18 protein-coding genes are annotated in these 15,597 nt (G+C 63.6%); 10 read left to right on the plus strand and 8 right to left on the minus strand.

All coding sequences use genetic code 11. The features are described from left to right. The first annotated feature begins 23 nt into the window (after positions 1-23). From rnd to BN1188_RS14020, 3 genes are all read left to right on the plus strand, one after another. Positions 24-1,160 carry a ribonuclease D gene (gene rnd, locus BN1188_RS14010; protein ID WP_040262066.1) on the plus strand — a complete coding sequence of 379 codons (1,137 nt, stop codon included), beginning with the start codon at positions 24-26 and terminating at the stop codon, positions 1,158-1,160. Further along, entirely contained in the window at positions 1,157-1,450 is a 294-nt protein-coding gene (locus BN1188_RS14015; protein ID WP_040262067.1) for a YcgL domain-containing protein, read from the plus strand. The genes rnd and BN1188_RS14015 overlap by 4 nt, the downstream gene beginning before the upstream one ends. A 205-nt stretch (positions 1,451-1,655) precedes the next feature. Next, a complete protein-coding gene (locus tag BN1188_RS14020) occupies positions 1,656-2,588 on the plus strand; it encodes a D-2-hydroxyacid dehydrogenase (protein ID WP_040262068.1) in 933 nt (310 codons plus the stop codon). 18 nt (positions 2,589-2,606) lie between these two features. On the opposite strand, the gene BN1188_RS14025 is transcribed toward BN1188_RS14020, so the two are convergent. After that, the gene (locus BN1188_RS14025; protein WP_040262069.1) at positions 2,607-3,203 is read right to left on the minus strand and encodes a nitroreductase family protein; all 597 of its coding nucleotides are present in this window, start codon (positions 3,201-3,203) and stop codon (positions 2,607-2,609) included. A 162-nt stretch (positions 3,204-3,365) separates the two neighbouring features. Between BN1188_RS14025 and BN1188_RS14030 the strand changes: the two genes are divergently transcribed. Further along, a complete protein-coding gene (locus tag BN1188_RS14030) occupies positions 3,366-3,815 on the plus strand; it encodes a YcgN family cysteine cluster protein (protein WP_040262070.1) in 450 nt (149 codons plus the stop codon). Positions 3,816-3,951: 136 nt separating this feature from the next. Here BN1188_RS14030 and BN1188_RS14035 read toward each other — a convergent pair whose 3' ends face one another. Continuing rightward, a complete protein-coding gene (locus tag BN1188_RS14035; RefSeq protein ID WP_040262071.1) occupies positions 3,952-4,320 on the minus strand; it encodes a DUF2892 domain-containing protein in 369 nt (122 codons plus the stop codon). A gap of 63 nt (positions 4,321-4,383) precedes the next feature. Beyond that, positions 4,384-4,854, minus strand: coding sequence for an RNA methyltransferase (locus BN1188_RS14040; RefSeq protein ID WP_040262072.1), 471 nt, complete (start codon positions 4,852-4,854; stop codon positions 4,384-4,386). Between the two features lie 127 nt (positions 4,855-4,981). Here BN1188_RS14040 and BN1188_RS14045 point away from each other — a divergent pair, with 127 nt between their 5' ends. Next, positions 4,982-5,236, plus strand: a complete 255-nt coding sequence (locus tag BN1188_RS14045; RefSeq protein ID WP_040262073.1) for a hypothetical protein — start codon at positions 4,982-4,984, stop codon at positions 5,234-5,236. Between the two features lie 46 nt (positions 5,237-5,282). On the opposite strand, the gene BN1188_RS14050 is transcribed toward BN1188_RS14045, so the two are convergent. Beyond that, on the minus strand, positions 5,283-5,747 hold the full coding sequence (locus BN1188_RS14050) for a Crp/Fnr family transcriptional regulator (protein ID WP_040262074.1): 465 nt from the start codon (positions 5,745-5,747) through the stop codon (positions 5,283-5,285). Positions 5,748-5,779: 32 nt separating this feature from the next. Continuing rightward, positions 5,780-7,822: a S9 family peptidase gene (locus BN1188_RS14055; RefSeq protein ID WP_040262075.1), complete on the minus strand. Its 2,043-nt coding sequence runs from the start codon at positions 7,820-7,822 to the stop codon at positions 5,780-5,782. A 106-nt stretch (positions 7,823-7,928) separates the two neighbouring features. On the opposite strand from BN1188_RS14055, the gene BN1188_RS14060 reads away from it, so the two are divergent. The 3 genes from BN1188_RS14060 to BN1188_RS14070 are packed head-to-tail and all read left to right on the plus strand — an operon-like array spanning position 7,929 to position 9,778. Continuing rightward, positions 7,929-8,453 (plus strand): hypothetical protein, encoded by a 525-nt coding sequence (locus BN1188_RS14060; protein WP_040262076.1) that lies wholly within the window; start codon positions 7,929-7,931, stop codon positions 8,451-8,453. Positions 8,454-8,470: 17 nt separating this feature from the next. Next, on the plus strand, positions 8,471-9,247 hold the full coding sequence (locus tag BN1188_RS14065) for a class II glutamine amidotransferase (protein ID WP_040262077.1): 777 nt from the start codon (positions 8,471-8,473) through the stop codon (positions 9,245-9,247). A gap of 9 nt (positions 9,248-9,256) precedes the next feature. Continuing rightward, a complete protein-coding gene (locus BN1188_RS14070; RefSeq protein WP_040262078.1) occupies positions 9,257-9,778 on the plus strand; it encodes a DUF2937 family protein in 522 nt (173 codons plus the stop codon). 327 nt (positions 9,779-10,105) lie between these two features. Here BN1188_RS14070 and BN1188_RS14075 read toward each other — a convergent pair whose 3' ends face one another. From BN1188_RS14075 to BN1188_RS14085, 3 genes are all read right to left on the minus strand, one after another. Beyond that, complete coding sequence (locus BN1188_RS14075) at positions 10,106-11,284, minus strand: vWA domain-containing protein (RefSeq protein ID WP_040262080.1); 1,179 nt, start codon at positions 11,282-11,284, stop codon at positions 10,106-10,108. Positions 11,285-11,302: 18 nt separating this feature from the next. Continuing rightward, positions 11,303-12,148 (minus strand): AAA family ATPase, encoded by an 846-nt coding sequence (locus BN1188_RS14080; protein ID WP_040263963.1) that lies wholly within the window; start codon positions 12,146-12,148, stop codon positions 11,303-11,305. A 70-nt stretch (positions 12,149-12,218) separates the two neighbouring features. Continuing rightward, positions 12,219-13,295 (minus strand): DUF748 domain-containing protein, encoded by a 1,077-nt coding sequence (locus BN1188_RS14085; protein WP_040263965.1) that lies wholly within the window; start codon positions 13,293-13,295, stop codon positions 12,219-12,221. Positions 13,296-13,430: 135 nt separating this feature from the next. On the opposite strand from BN1188_RS14085, the gene cysK reads away from it, so the two are divergent. Together cysK and BN1188_RS14095 are read left to right on the plus strand one after the other, a co-directional pair. Next, complete coding sequence (gene cysK / locus BN1188_RS14090; protein ID WP_040262081.1) at positions 13,431-14,405, plus strand: cysteine synthase A; 975 nt, start codon at positions 13,431-13,433, stop codon at positions 14,403-14,405. 93 nt (positions 14,406-14,498) lie between these two features. Then, positions 14,499-15,437 carry an aspartyl/asparaginyl beta-hydroxylase domain-containing protein gene (locus BN1188_RS14095; protein ID WP_040262082.1) on the plus strand — a complete coding sequence of 313 codons (939 nt, stop codon included), beginning with the start codon at positions 14,499-14,501 and terminating at the stop codon, positions 15,435-15,437. Positions 15,438-15,597: the final 160 nt, after the last annotated feature.

The following is a 15,597-nucleotide window of genomic DNA, read 5'->3' on the forward strand; positions in this document are numbered from 1 at the left end:
GCCCATTGTTCGAGGAGAGGCCTGTGGCCATAGCGATTGAGTGGATTCGTGACGACCAGGCCCTGGCCGCCCATTGCGCAGAATGGCAAGCCCTGCCGTTCATTGCCCTGGATACTGAGTTCGTGCGGGTGGATACCTTCTATCCGAAGGTCGGCCTGCTCCAGGTCAGCGACGGGCACACCGCCTTCTTGATCGACCCTCTGACCATCGGGGCCTGGGCGCCCTTGGCGGAACTGTTGGCCGCGCCCTCGGTGGTCAAGGTGCTGCATGCCTGCAGTGAAGACCTGGAAGTGCTCAGCCGCCTGGTCGGGCAACTGCCGCTACCCCTGTTCGACACTCAGCTAGCCGCGGCCTACCTCGGCCTTGGCTTCTCCATGGGCTATTCGCGCCTGGTGCAGGAGGTGCTCGGCCTGGAGCTGCCCAAGGGTGAAACCCGCTCGGACTGGCTGCAGCGGCCTCTGTCCGAACTGCAGGTCGCTTATGCCGCTGAAGACGCGCTGCACCTGGCCGAGTTGTTCCAGGCGCTGCGGCCCCGACTGAGCGATGAGCGCTTCGGCTGGGTACTGGAAGATGGCGAGGAACTGGTGACCCAGGCCGGGCGTGCCAGCGATCCACGGGAACTATACCGCGAGGCGCGCCTGGGCTGGAAACTCACCCCCCTCCAGCTCGCCGTGCTGCGCGAGCTCTACGCTTGGCGCGAGGAACAGGCCCGCCTGCGCGACGTGCCGCGTAATCGGGTCATCAAGGAACAGTCCCTCTGGCCCCTGGCGCGCTACCAGCCCAGCAATCTTTCGGCCCTGGGCAAGATAGAGGAAATGCAGCCGCGTACCTTGCGCCAGGACGGTGAAACCCTGCTGGCGCTGATTCGCTCCGCCGCGCAAACGCCTGCCGACCAAGTGCCCACCCCCTTGCCGGACCCCTTGCCCATCGAAGCGGGCGCGCTGCTCAAGCGTTTGCGCGCCGTGGGCCAGGCCGAGGCAGAGCGGCTGGGCATTGCCCCAGAGCTGGTGTTGCGCAAGAAAATCCTGGAGGCCCTGCTGCGCAGCGGTTATCCCGAGGGGCCTTATACACTTCCCGAATCCTTGCGCGGCTGGCGCCGCGAGCGGCTGGGGCAGGCCTTGCTCGACAGCCTGGCCACAGCCGGAGACGAGCAACCATGAAACGCATCTGTTCCATCTACCGCAGCCCGAAGAAAAACGAGATGTACCTTTACGTGCTCAAGAGCGATGCGCTGGCACGCGTGCCTGAAGCCCTGCTGACGGTATTCGGCGCGCCCAGGCATGCCTTCGACCTGGTACTGACCCCCGAGCGCCAGCTTGCCCGCGAAGACATCCACAAGGTGCTGCACAACCTGGACAATCAGGGCTACCACCTGCAGATGCCGCCCCCGGAAACGGAAACCATCGAGCATCTGCCCGAAGAACTGCTGCGCCGGAACGACGCCTTCTAGGATCTGTGTCAAAAGGCTTGATACTCGGTGATGCTGCGTTGAAAACAGCCTCGGAATGCTCATTTACAACCCCGTAAACTCCGCTTCCTCGGCTGTTTTCGCCTTATCTGACCTTCGTCTCAAGACTTTTCTCACAGACGCTAGGGGCCAACTTTTTTCACTTCGCACCGGGGTTTCGCCTCGCTGTTGCTTTCAAGGTTCGACCATGCGCGTGCTTATCGCGGAGCGGGCGTTCGCCGCCTATGCCGCCCTGCTTCAAAGCAAGGCCCCGGCCTTGCAGGTTGTCACCAGTGACGATTCGGCCGAACTCGCTCGCCTGGCCGCGCAATGCCAGGTCTGGCTGGGCCAGCCTGACCTGCTGGCGACCCTGTTGCGACAAGGGCATCGCCCGCATTGGGCACAGTCCACCTGGGCCGGGATCACTCCCTTGCTGGCCCTGGGTCTGCCGCGGGATTACCTACTGACACGTGCCGTCGGTATCTTCGGCCAGGTGATGGCTGAGTACGTGCTTACCTACCTGCTCGGCCATGAACGCAAGGTCATGAGCCGTGTGGTCAGCCAAGTGGAACGGCAGTGGGATGACCGCCCGGTGGTAAGCGTGGCGGGTCGCAAGGCGCTGATCGTGGGAGTAGGGGAGATCGGGCGCGACCTGGCGCGCTACCTGGCTCCGTTCGGCATCGAGCTGTATGGCATTGCCAGCAGTGCTCGGCCCGAGCCGCTGTTCAAGCAGGTAGCCGGCCTGGACGCGTTGCCCGGCCTGTTGCCAACCATGGACTACGTGATCAATCTGTTGCCGGATACCCTGGCCACCCGCGACCTCTTCGACGCCAAGCTGTTCGCCACCTTCAATCCCGAGGCCCTGTTCATCAATGCCGGCCGGGGCACGGCGGTGGTGGATGCCGATCTGGTGCAAGCCTTGCGAGAAGGGCACCTGGCCGGCGCGGTCATCGACGTCTGCCGCCAGGAACCCCTGCCGCGCCAGCATCCGTTCTGGACAGCCTGGGGGCTGTTGCTCACTGGCCACACCGCTGCGCCCACCTCACCGGCCCTGATGGCTGACCTGTTCCTGGCGAACCTGTCGGCGTTCGAGGCAGGACAGCCCTTGCGGGGGCAGGTGGACTTTCACCGCGGCTATTGAAGGGCGACGGCAGACGCTTTACGTGAAGTCGAAGTCGCCGCCCTTGGCCAGCTCTTTCACGGGGCGACGAGGGCTCGGGGTTTCACGGCCTTGCAGCGATTCCGGCAAGCTGGCCTTGTCGCCCAGCTTGCCGACGGCGACCGCGGCGTGCAGCTCATAGCTGTCCGGCACCTTGAGCTCCTGGCGAGTCTTGTCCTTGTCGAACCCAGCCATGCCGTGGGTGTGCCAGCCGCTCATGCTGGCCTGCAGGGCGAAGTGGGCCCAGGCCGAGCCGGTGTCGAAGGTATGCCAGAGCGCGGGGCTTTCTTCGCTGGCGCCCGGGGCGGTAAAGGTGGTCTTGGAAAGGATGATCACCAAGGCCGATGCCTGTTGGGCCCAACTGCGGTTGAACGGGTTAAGCAGATCCAGGAAGCGCTCCCAGTCCGCCGTATCGCGACGCGCATACAGGAAGCGCCAGGGTTGGGAGTTGTAGGCCGAAGGCGCCCAGCGCGCGGCCTCGAAGAAGCTGAGCAGCGTCTCTTCCGCAATGGGCTCCGGCGAAAACGCCCGTGGCGACCAACGATTGATGAAGTGTTCGGCAATGGCGTAATCGGCGATGCGTGGGTTATCCGTCATGGCTGCGCTTCCTGGGTAAGAAGACAGGAAGCTACTCAAGCCCACCGCCGCTGGCAAGGGGCATGACCGACAGTCGTCAGGGCTTGGCCCAAGCCCCTCGGCGCACTAGACTTGCGCCGCTTTATGCCGATGCATTGGCAATATCATGTTTCAGGAACTCCCATGGCCGCAAAAGTAGAACCTTTCTGGATCCGCAAGACCCTCGACCAGTTGGACCAGGGGGAGTGGGAGTCGCTTTGCGACGGGTGCGGGCTGTGCTGCCTGCAGAAGCTCGAGGACGAAGACGACAACAGCGTCTACTACACCCGGATCGCCTGCCGCCTGCTGGACCGCGCCACCTGCCGCTGCAGTGACTACCCCAACCGCCGGGCCCAGGTGCCGGACTGTATTCAGCTCACGCCTGCCCAGGCCGACCAGTTCAAATGGCTACCGCCTACCTGCGCCTATCGCCTGGTCAGTGAGCGCCAGGACCTGCCCCTGTGGCACCACCTGGTATGCGGTGACCCGGAGCAGGTGCATACACAGCGCGTATCACAGGCCGGACGCATGCTGAGTGAAGACAGCGTCGCCCCGGATGACTGGGAAGAACATCTGATCTTCAGGGCCGGCTGAAGCTCGCTCCGGCCGGTGGGAGGCAGCGAAGCTGCCGAATGGCCCTCGAGGGGTACGAATTCGCCAGCTGCGGGCTCCCGCCGATGCTGGTCTGCCTTGCCGGTGAATCAAGCCTCACATCCTTCCAGCCGCCAGCTCAGACTTTCGGGTTGTCCAGTGAATCATTCCCGGTGACGGTGGCCGATTCGGTGGCGGCCACGGCGTTGTCCTTGAGCGACTTGAGCTGGTCACCCGCGCGCTCGATGTTGCCTCGCAGGCTTTCCAGTTCGCCACGGCCGCGGGCCAGCAGCGCCTTGGTCTTGCTGCGGCCGGTGAAGCCGCGTGCCAGGGCCACGCCACCCAGGGCGATCTGGAACAAGCCCAGCAGGCCACCGCGACGTACACCCTTGCCAACCAGCAATGCGCCGCCAGCGATGGAGCCGGCGCGCTCCCAGCCATGTACGTTGGTATCCGCGCCGCGCTCGGGCAAGGCTTCAATGGCTTCCGAGAAGATGTCTTTGTTCATTGGGCGTCTCCATGCAATGAAAGGGCTTGATAAGCTGACCCTTAAACGCGACGGCTGTTCCGCCTATTTGAAGCGCGGCCCGGAGCGAGTGTTATTGCCCTTGGCCATGCGATCGTAGAGCACCACGTTCACCGTGGCCGCCAGGTTCATGCAGCCCTCGGTGGGAATGTAGATGGTTTCCTCGCACCACTGGCGCAGGTCCTCGTCCAGGCTGCCATCTTCAGGGCCGAAGATATAAAGGGCTCGATCCGGATGGGTGTAGGCGGGCAAGGGACGGGCATCGGGTACCAGCTCCACGGCCACCGGCACGCAATCGAGCGGGAGGATCATGCGCAGATCCTCGACCCCAATGAGCGGGATGTCGTAGTGCACCCGCTTGGTGTCGGTGATGAAATCCCGGGCGCGCTCATAGCGCCGGCCGGTATAGAACACCGAGTTGACGCCATAACAGCCCGCGGCCCGCATCACCGAACCCACGTTTTCCGGGGACTTGGGGTTCTGCAGCCCGATGCAACTGTATCGTTTGTTCGCCACGCTCGGCCCCTGCGCAAAACGCCGGATTATCCGGGGGCGACACGAAGGCGGCAAGGGGCTTGCGGTAAGGCCTTGGCAGGGCTAGCTTGTGGGCTCGACCGATAGACGAGGCGCTAGCCTGCCAGTGATGATCCAAGCATTGCTGTTGACCCTGACCGCGCTCAGCGCCTTCGCCCAGGCCGCCACTGAACCTCCAGCGCCCGTTGAGCCGGCACCGCCTGTGCCGGTGGTGGCGCCGGCCACGCCTTCAGTACAGGGCGGCGCTAGCGCGGTGGCCACCCCCGCGCCCAACGGCATTGCGTTGCCGGAAGTAGAGTCGCCACAACCGCCCAACGTCAGCCCGGCCGCCCAGAAAGGCAGCGCGGCGGGGCAGGAGGGGTAAGCCGAGCGAGGCGGGACCGAAGCGGAACCGAAGCGGAACCTGACGGTCAGGAGAGTCGCTGCCCGTCCGCCATGCGAAGCCGCTTGGACAGCGACACCGCCAGGGCGCGGATCAGCTTGGCAGCCACCTTGGGCGCCTCGACCATCATCTTCTCCAGCGAGTCCTTGCCCAGGCTCAGCAGTTGGCAGTCCGTGGCGGCTACGCAGGTGGCGGAACGGCGTTCGCCATCGAGCACGGCCATTTCGCCGAACGAACGCCCCTTGCGCAGCAAGGCAATGTCAACCTGGTTGCCCTCGGCATCGGTCTTGCTGACCGAAACGTTGCCGTAGTGGATGATGCACATGAAAGTGCCCGCGTCGCCTTCGTTGAAGATGAGCGTGCCCTTTTCCATCGAGACGATGCTGAAATACCCGGCGGCAATGCCGCAGTCCTCGGGCTGAAGCTGGTTGAACAGGCCGCAGTCCATCAACATGATGCGGATTTCATTGTTCAACGAGGCGGCATTGGTCATGGTCGATATCTTCGCTTTCTATTGAAGGTTGTTTACACCAGGTTCAGCACCTTGAACACAAAGCCATATTCCAGGGCCAGGTCACGCAGCCCCTGGTAACGGCCACTCATGCCACCATGGCCGGCGCCCATTTCGGTCTTGAGCAGCAGCAGATGGTCGTCGGTCTTGAGTTCGCGCAGCCGCGCCACCCATTTGGCCGCTTCCCAGTAGGCGACTCGGCTGTCGTTGTAGCCGGCTATCACCAGCATATGCGGATACGCCTGGGCCCTCACGTTTTCATAGGGCGCATAGGCTTTGATGCGCGCATACACGTCCGGGTCCGCCGGGTTGCCCCACTCGTCGTATTCGGTCACGGTCAGCGGCAGGTCCGGGTCAAGCATGGTGTTGAGGGTATCGACGAAGGGCACCTCGGCGATGGCGGCAGTGAACAGGTCGGGCCGCAGGTTCAGCACCGCGCCCATCAACAGGCCGCCGGCGCTGCCGCCACTGATCACCAGGCGATCAGGCGCGGTGATGCCTTGCCCGATCAGGTGTTCGGCGCAGGCGATGAAGTCCGTGAAGCTGTTGGGCTTGTTGGCCTGCTTGCCGGCCTGGTACCACTGCTCGCCCAGCTCGCCGCCACCGCGCACGTGGGCGATGGCGAAGGCCACGCCACGGTCCAGCAGGCTGAGCCGCCCGTGGGAAAACCAGGGGTCCAGGCTCTCGCCATAGGCGCCATAGCCGTACAGGTACAGCGGCATCGGCCCGCCGATGCGATCCTTGCGGCGCACCAGCGTCACCGGCACCCGGGTGCCATCGGTGGCGGTCGCCCACAGGCGCTCGCTGAGGTAGTCATCCGCGTCGAAGGCGCCCAGCACCGGGGTTTGCTTGAGCACTACCTGCGCACCATCGGCCAGGCTGAGCTGGCGCACCTGGCCAGGACGGTTGAGGGCTTCGTAGCGCAGGCGAATGTACTCGCCCTGGTATTCCAGGCTGTCCTGCACGTAGAGGCTGTAGGCGGCGTCGGGCAGTTGCACCCGGTAGGCATCGGCGCCGACGGGGAACACCTGCACGATCGGCAGCCCGGCCTGGCGCAGGCTGAGCACGTAGGCCCTATGGTTCAGCGTGAAGCCCTCGAGCATCACTTCCGGATCATGAGGCACCAGTGTCTGCCAACCCGCCTCGCGGGGCGGCTCGCCCGTATCCGGGCAGTGGTAGAGGGCGAAATTGAGCCCGTCACGGTTACTGCGGATGAACCAGGTCCAGGTGCCTTCCAACTGCCCGTGGTCCAGGTCGTAGTCGTGGCCCTCGCGACGTTCGGCCACGCAGGCGAAGCTGCCCTCAGGCTTGTCCGCCGGCAGTACCCAGGCCTGCGCCGTGGTCTTGCTGTTGATGTGCAGCACCAGTTGGCGCTCGGAGCTGGCCCGGTAGCAATGCAGGAAGAAACGACCATCGGGCTCTTCGAACACCAGAGTGGCGCCCGTCTCGCCGAGCCGATGCCGATACAGACGATAGGGGCGATGGGTATCGTCATGAACGACGAAGAACAGCGTCGCGCTGTCGTTGGCCCAGGTCATGCTGCCCGAACAGGCCTCGAACGGCAGTGCCTGTATGTCACCGCTGGACAGGTCCTTGACGAACAGCTGGTAGGTTTCATCGCCCTGAGTGTCCAGGCTGTAGGCCAGGCGCTGGTGATCCGGGCTGACGCTGAAAGCGCCCAGGGAGAGATAGCCCCCGTTGGCCAGGGCGTTAGGGTCGAGCAGAAGGATTTCGCTTTCCGGCGCTACGTCCAGGGAGCCGTCCGCAGGCCGCGGCGCCCGGTAATGCCGCGCGTATTCGTCGCCAGCGGTGGTTCGGGAGTAATACAGCCAGGGGCCCCACGGAGAAGGAAGGCTGAGGTCGGTTTCCTGGATGCGACCGCGGATCTCTTCGAACAAGGCCTCGCGCAAAGGCGCTTCGTTGGCCAGGCAGGCTTCCATGTAGGCATTTTCGGCCCGCAGGTGGGCCAGCACCTTTTCGCTGTCACGCGCCTGCAGCCAGGCGTAGGGGTCGCTGCCAGGCGCCTTGCGGGCAATCGGGGGCTGGGGCTGGGTCATGGCGGGTCCTCGGTTCGGTGGCGCGCAGCGCGCTGGCCGGCGGCACTGCGCCTGGGGCCAAAAGCCGTTATCATAAGCGTCACTTTGCCGCCTTGCCACGAACACCATGACCGAGAACGACTATTACATCGCCTGGGGGCTGTATGCCTTCGCTGCCCTGGGCTGCCTGCTTGTGTGGTTCCGCCTGACGCGCTGGCTGTGGCGCTGGTTGCGCGAGCCCTTGCGGGTAGTGGGCGCGGTGGCGCTGTTCAGCCCTACCATTGTGGACCCGGCCCAGGACAAGTTCGCGCCGGCCATCGCCATTACCGCGCTCGATCTACTTTTCAAGGTGGCGGGTAATGCCTGGCGCGCGGTATCGGACCTGGCCATGTACGCCGCTATCGCCCTGGCGCTGTATCTGTTGTTCGTCCTGGTGCGCTGGCCCATCGAACGGGCAGGCCGCGCGCGGCGGGCCGAAGCGGACGCCGAGGCGCAACGCCACGCCGAACAGTCCAGGCAGAAGGCCGCCGAACCCTACGCCGAGGCCGCGCCCGTGGATAGGGGCGGTCATTCAGTCGGGCCGCGTTCGTCCATCACGGCGCCGAGGCGGCCCTCGGAAGGCGGTTCCATGCGTATCGAACCACGCTTGTAAGCCATCGGGAGGCGGCCATGTGCGAACTGCTCGGCATGAGTGCCAACGTGCCTACGGATATCGTGTTCAGTTTCACCGGTCTGATCCAGCGCGGCGGGCGCACTGGTCCGCACCGGGACGGATGGGGTATCGCCTTCTACGAAGGTCGCGGCCTGCGGCTGTTCCAGGATCCGGCGCCCAGTTGCGAGTCGCGCGTGGCCGAACTCGTCCAGCACTATCCCATCAAGAGTGAAGTGGTGATCGGCCACGTACGCCAGGCCAACGTGGGCAAGGTGTGCCTGGCCAATACCCACCCCTTCGTGCGAGAGCTGTGGGGCCGCAACTGGTGTTTCGCCCATAACGGGCAACTGGCGAACTTCATCCCCGTCCCGGGGTTCTACCGCCCGGTGGGGGACACGGACAGCGAGGCGGCCTTCTGCGACCTGCTCAATCGCATCCGCGCCGCCTATCCGGAACCGGTACAGGAAGAGTACCTGGTACCGATCCTGGTCCAGGCCTGCGCCGGTTACCGTCGGCTGGGCGTGTTCAACGGCCTGCTCAGCGACGGCGACTGGCTGTTCACCTTCTGCTCCACCAAGCTGGCCCATATCACCCGGCGGGCGCCATTCGGACCGGCACGGCTCAAGGACGTGGACGTGATCGTGGATTTTCAGGCTGAAACTACGCCTGATGATGTGGTCACGGTCATCGCCACCGAGCCGTTGACCGAGAACGAAACCTGGCACCGCCATGAGCCGGGGCGCTGGGTGCTCTGGCGAGGCGGGGAAATCGTTGCCGAAGGTCATGTCGAATAAGGAAGTGAGATGCTACGTAGCTACCTGCGGTTGATCGTCTTTGCCATTGGCCTGCTTGTGGGGGTTCAGGTGCCCGGGGTGATCGATGACTACGCCCAGCGAGTACAAGCTCACCTGCTGGAAGCCCAAAGAGCACTGCAAGGCTTCACCGACACCGCGAACAAGTTCTTCAATGGTGATCTGCAGGCCCTGGTAAAGCATTATCAGGCCAGCGACGACCCCGTGTTTCGCAGCGACGCCCAGAGCGTGGCGGGGCTGGTGAGTCGCGAACAGGCGTTGTCGCGGGAATGGCAGGCCCTGCAGGGGCGCTGGTATGAAAGGGCCTGGCACGTAGTCAGCGCCGCCGACCCGCAGATTCGTCAGGAAACCCTGAACGGGTACGACTATCGTGTGCCGCTGTCACCCGAGGCCATTGCCTGGGGTGTCAGCATGGCGCTGCTGCTCGCGGCGGCCATCGAATGGTTGCTGATCGGTATCGGCTATACCTTTGGCATCCGGCCACGCAAGCCGATTCCCGAAAGCTGGCGCTGACCCAAGCTCAGTCCATGGGGAGGCACTGGCTGCCGAATGCTTCCACGGGGAGAATCGCCAGCTGCGCTGGCTCCCACCGGCTGATCGCTTCGCTGTTCAACACCAGGGGCTCGGTTCACAGTGGTGGGAGGCAGCGCTAGCTGCCGAATGTTCCATGGGGAGAATCGCCAACTGCGCTGGCTCCCACCGGCTGATGACTTCGCTGTTCAACACCAGGGGCTCGGTTCACCATGGTGGGAGGCAGCGCTAGCTGCCGAATGTTCCATGGGGAGAATCGCCAACTGCGCTGGCTCCCACCACAAGCTCCGTCCGTAGTGGGCCGAGGCCTTACTTGGCCAGGTAACGCATGCCTTCCTCCAGGCCGGCCAGTGTCAACGGGTACATCCTGTCATCCACCAGCTGTCTCATCAGGCCGGTCGAGGCGGTGTAGTGCCAGGTCTCCTTGGGGTAGGGGTTGATCCAGATGACCTTGCGAAACTTCTCCTTGAAGCGCTGCATCCACACCGCCCCAGCCTCTTCGTTCCAATGCTCGACGCTTCCGCCCGGATGGGTGATCTCATAGGGCGACATGGCGGCGTCCCCTACGAATACCACCTTGTAGTCGGCGCCGTATTTATGCAGCAGGTCATAGGTGGCGGTGCGCTCGGACGTACGGCGCAGGTTGTTTTTCCACACCGACTCGTAGACGCAGTTGTGGAAGTAGTAATACTCCAGATGCTTGAACTCGGTCTTGCAGGCGGAAAAGAGTTCTTCGCAGGTTTTGACATGGGCATCCATGGAACCGCCGATGTCGAACAGCAAAAGCAGCTTGACCGTATTGCGCCGTTCGGGGCGTAGCTGGATGTTCAGCAACCCGGCATCACGGGCCGTGTGGTCGATGGTGCCATCGATATCCAGTTCCTCGGCCGCGCCCTGGCGAGCGAACTTGCGCAACCGTCGCAGCGCCATCTTCATGGTACGGGTGCCCAGCTCTACCTGGTCGTCCAGGTTCTTGTAGTCTCGCTGGTCCCAGACTTTCGCCGCCTTCCCCTGGCGCTGGCCGGCGTCCCCTACCCGGATGCCTTCGGGGTGGTACCCGCCGGAGCCGAAGGGGCTGGTCCCGCCGGTGCCTATCCATTTGTTGCCGCCGGCGTGGCGCTCCTTCTGCTCGGCCAGGCGCTGCTTGAAGGCCTCGATGAGCTTGTCCAGCCCGCCCAGGGTCTGGATCTGGGCGCGCTCCTCGGGGGTGAGCGAGCGCTCGAACGCCTTGCGCAGCCAGTCCTCGGGAATCAGCGCCTGCAAATGCTCGCCCAGGTTTTCCAGGCCATTGAAATAGGCAGCGAAGGCCCGGTCGAACTTGTCGAAATGGCGCTCGTCCTTCACCAGGATGGCGCGGGCCAGGTAATAGAAGGCGTCCATGTCAGCGAACACTACGTGCCGCTCCAGCGCCTCGAGCAGGTCCAGCCATTCGCGCAGTGACACCGGCACCCTGGCCGCGCGCAGTTCGTTGAAAAGATTGAGCAGCATGGCAGGCGCCTCCGCGGATCAGCGATTACCGCGACGGCTCATGAAGGCCAGGCGTTCAAGCAACTGCACGTCCTGTTCGTTCTTCACCAGGGCGCCCGCCAGCGGGGGGATCGCCTTGGTCGGGTCGCGCTCGCGCAGCACTGCCTCGCCGATGTTGTCAGCCATCAACAGTTTGAGCCAGTCCACCAGTTCGGAGGTAGACGGCTTTTTCTTCAGGCCCGGCACCTTGCGTACGTCGAAGAATACATCCAGCGCCTCACTGACCAGGCTCTGCTTGATGCCTGGAAAATGAACGTCGACGATCTTCTGCAGCGTGTCCCGGTCCGGGAAGGCGATGTAGTGGAAGAAGCAGCGGCGCAGGAAAGCGTCGGGTAGCTCTTTTTCGTTGTTCGACGTAATGATGATGATCGGCCGGTGACGCGCCCGGATGGTCTCGTCCGTCTCGTAGACGTAGAACTCCATCCGGTCGAGCTCTTGCAGCAGGTCGTTGGGAAATTCGATATCCGCCTTGTCGATCTCGTCGATCAGCAGGATCACCCGCTCCTCGGCTTCGAAGGCTTCCCACAGCTTGCCCTTCTTCAGGTAGTTGCGTACATCGTGTACCCGGTCCACGCCCAATTGTGAGTCACGCAGCCGACTGACCGCATCGTATTCGTAGAGGCCCTGGTGTGCCTTGGTGGTGGACTTGATATGCCAGGTGATCAGGCGAGCACCAAAGGCCTCGGCCAGTTGCTCGGCGAGTAGGGTCTTGCCGGTGCCTGGCTCGCCCTTGACCAGCAGCGGCCGCTCAAGGGTGATGGCCGCGTTGACCGCCAGCTTCAAATCGGGCGTCGCCACGTATGCCGCGGTCCCTTCGAATTTCATGCGCCGAATCCTCTTGTTCTTGATGGCGAGGATCATAGCGCGCGCGGCGCCTGAATTCATCGGGCCTGGGTCAGTCCTCGCTGGGCGGCGCCTGCTCGTAGCGAGCGCTGAATGCCTGGACGAAGCCGTTGCGCAGGATCTGCCAGAAAGCCTGCAGAGGGCTGATGTCCTGCTGGTGCACGTTGCCGCTGAGCTCGACCCGGGTAGCGAACTGGTTCTTGCGCTGGTTCTTCAACACCGTCTCGGTGCCCCCCACCAGGGCTTCCCAGATGGAACGGAAGAAGCCCTTGTCCTTGTTCTCGACGTCCTGTTGCCAGTTGAAGACGTCCACGTCTCGCAGCAGTGGCTTGATGTAGCCGCTGAGCCTGCCTTTGTTGGCCTGGGCCTCGATCACCACATCTCCATGGCCGGCATTGAAGTCGAACTTGCCGTAGGCCGAGGCGAAGTCATTGACTCGCTTGAGCTCGATGTCGGTCACGCGCAGGCGGAATTCGAAGTCATCGAAATCGCTGAAGGGGTCGAAGGTAGCCTGGGTATCCAAGGGGGCGTGACCGAACAGCAGGGCCTTGCCTTCGAAGCGGGCATCGCGCTTGCCTTGGGCGTCTTCCACATTGGTCAGGTTATAGAGGCTGGCATCGATGCGAGTGGCTTCAAGCTTGACGGGCGGCTTGGAAGTGAAATTGTTGAAGGTGATCTTGCCGTCGTCCACGCGCACTTCGTTGAGGGTTATGGGCAACAGCTTTTCCAGTTGGGCGCGCCAGTCGGTGCCTTCACCGGTTTGCGAAGCCTGTTTGTTGGCGCCGCCGTCGACGAAGTTGAGGGTCGGCCGCTGGAAGGCGATGCGGGCGACCACGGCGTGGTCATGCCAGAGCGAATGCCAGCTGACAGCGATGTCGGTACGCGGAACGTCCAGCAGCGGCACGGGTACCTTGCCGTCCACCTTGGTGATCTCCAGGCCGTTGATTACGTAGGCGCCCCGCCACAGGGCCAAATCCACGTCAGCCACGTGGCCGCTGTAGGCGCCCATGTCGCGCAGCTTGTCGTTCAGGTAATCGCGCACCAGGAAGGGCAGCGCGATATGCAGGATGACCAACAGGACCACCAGGGCGGCAATGACCACCAGGGGCCAACGGTAGCGACCTTTCATCAGCGTGAGCTCCATAACTGTGCTCAATGGACTTTCTTGCGCGCCAGACGTTCGCCGGTTCGTCCATCACTGGACGCTGTCCCTGCGTGGGCTTACCCTTCGGCCACTGATTCGCCTCCTCGCAAGGAGCTCGCCATGAGCCGCATCTTCGCTGACAACGCCCACTCCATCGGCAATACGCCCCTGGTGCAGATCAACCGCCTGGCGCCTCGCGGCGTGACCGTGCTGGCCAAGATCGAAGGGCGCAATCCGGGCTATTCGGTCAAGTGCCGCATTGGCGCCAACATGATCTGGGACGCCGAGGCCAACGGCCGTCTCAAGCCAGGCATGACCATCGTCGAGCCTACTTCCGGCAATACCGGCATCGGCCTGGCCTTCGTCGCGGCTGCCCGGGGCTACAGGCTCATGCTGACCATGCCGGCCTCCATGAGCCTGGAACGACGCAAGGTGCTTAAGGCCCTGGGCGCGGAGCTGGTGCTCACTGAGCCCGCCAAGGGCATGAAGGGAGCCATCGACAAGGCCAGGGAACTGGCCGAAAGCGACCCTGAACGTTATTTCATGCCGCAGCAGTTCGAGAACCCGGCCAACCCCGCGATCCATGAGAAAACCACCGGCCCGGAAATCTGGAGGGATACCGATGGCGCCGTGGACGTACTGGTCGCGGGCGTCGGCACAGGTGGCACCCTGACCGGCATTTCCCGTTTTATCAAGCGCACCCAGGGCAAGCAGATCCTCTCCGTCGCGGTGGAGCCAGTGGGTTCACCAGTGATCACTCAGGCCATGGCCGGAGAGGAGATCAAGCCGGCGCCCCACAAGATCCAGGGCATAGGCGCAGGCTTCGTTCCCGGGAACCTGGACCTGAGCCTGGTAGACCGGGTCGAGCAGGTAACCGATGAAGAGTCCAAGGCCATGGCCCTGCGGCTGATGCGCGAGGAGGGCATCCTTTGCGGGATTTCCTGCGGCGCCGCCATGGCCGCCGCCGTGCGCCTGGCTGAAAAGCCGGAAATGCAGGGCAAGACGATCGTGGTCATCCTGCCCGACTCCGGGGAGCGCTACCTGTCGAGCATGCTGTTCAGCGACCTGTTCACCGAGCAGGAAAACCAGCCCTGAGCATCACCCTGGTCAAAGGCGGTCGCCCTTGACCTGTGCGCGCGGCGGCTTCGGGTTTATCATGGCGCACCCGCGAAACCCCAGGAGCGCTGCATGACCCTTTCCTTCACCGCCAAGGCCCTTGTGCTGCTGATGTTCATCGGCAGCACGCTCTATGTGCATTTGCGCGGCAAGGCGCGGCTGCCAGTGCTGCGTCAGTTCGTCAACCATTCAGCGCTATTCGCGCCCTACAATGCCTTGATGTACCTGTTCTCCAGCGTACCCTCCAGGCCCTACCTGGACCGTAGCCGCTTTCCCGAGCTGGACGTGCTGCGGGACAACTGGGGCGTGATTCGCGAGGAAGCCATGCGCCTGTTCGACGAGGGCTATATCCGTGCCGCGGAGAAAGACAACGACGCCGGCTTCGGCTCGTTCTTCAAGAAAGGCTGGAAGCGCTTCTACCTGAAGTGGTACGACAAGCCGTTGCCGTCGGCCGCGGCCCTCTGCCCACGCACCGTCGAGCTGGTCAGCGGCATTCCCAATGTGAAGGGCGCCATGTTCGCGCTGCTACCTGGCGGCAGCCACCTGAACCCGCATCGCGACCCCTTCGCCGGCTCCCTGCGCTACCACCTGGGGCTGGCTACGCCGAATTCCGATGCCTGCCGCATCTACGTAGACGGCCAGCCGTATGCCTGGCGCGACGGCCAGGACGTGATGTTCGATGAAACTTATGTGCATTGGGTGAAGAACGAGACCGACGAAACCCGCGTGATCCTGTTCTGCGATATCGAGCGCCCACTGTCCAATGCCCTGATGACCCGGATCAACCGCGGCGTCAGCGCTTTCCTCGGACGTGCCACCGCGCCCCAGAACCTGGACGACGAGCGCGTGGGCGGCATCAACCGGGCCTACGCCTGGAGCAAGCGCTTCAGCAATGCCACCAGCGGTCAGGTCAAGCAGTTCAAGCGCCGCCACCCCAAGGCTTACCGGGTTCTGCGTCCCGTGCTGGCGATAGCCGTGCTGACCGCGCTGGGGTATTGGCTGTTCGGCTAAAGCTGGTGGGAGCCCGTGCCAGCGGGTGAACCGGCCCACAGATGGGTACCGGTTCGCCAGTTTGGCTGGCGCCTGCAAAGGGTTACCACGCCAGGCAGCGAGCCCGACCTGGGATCTACGTCACAAATCCTTTCAATGCCTGAAAACCTTTGAATCGCAA

This window comes from Pseudomonas massiliensis (assembly GCF_000826105.1).
GTDB classification, from domain to species: Bacteria; Pseudomonadota; Gammaproteobacteria; order Pseudomonadales; family Pseudomonadaceae; genus Aquipseudomonas; species Aquipseudomonas massiliensis.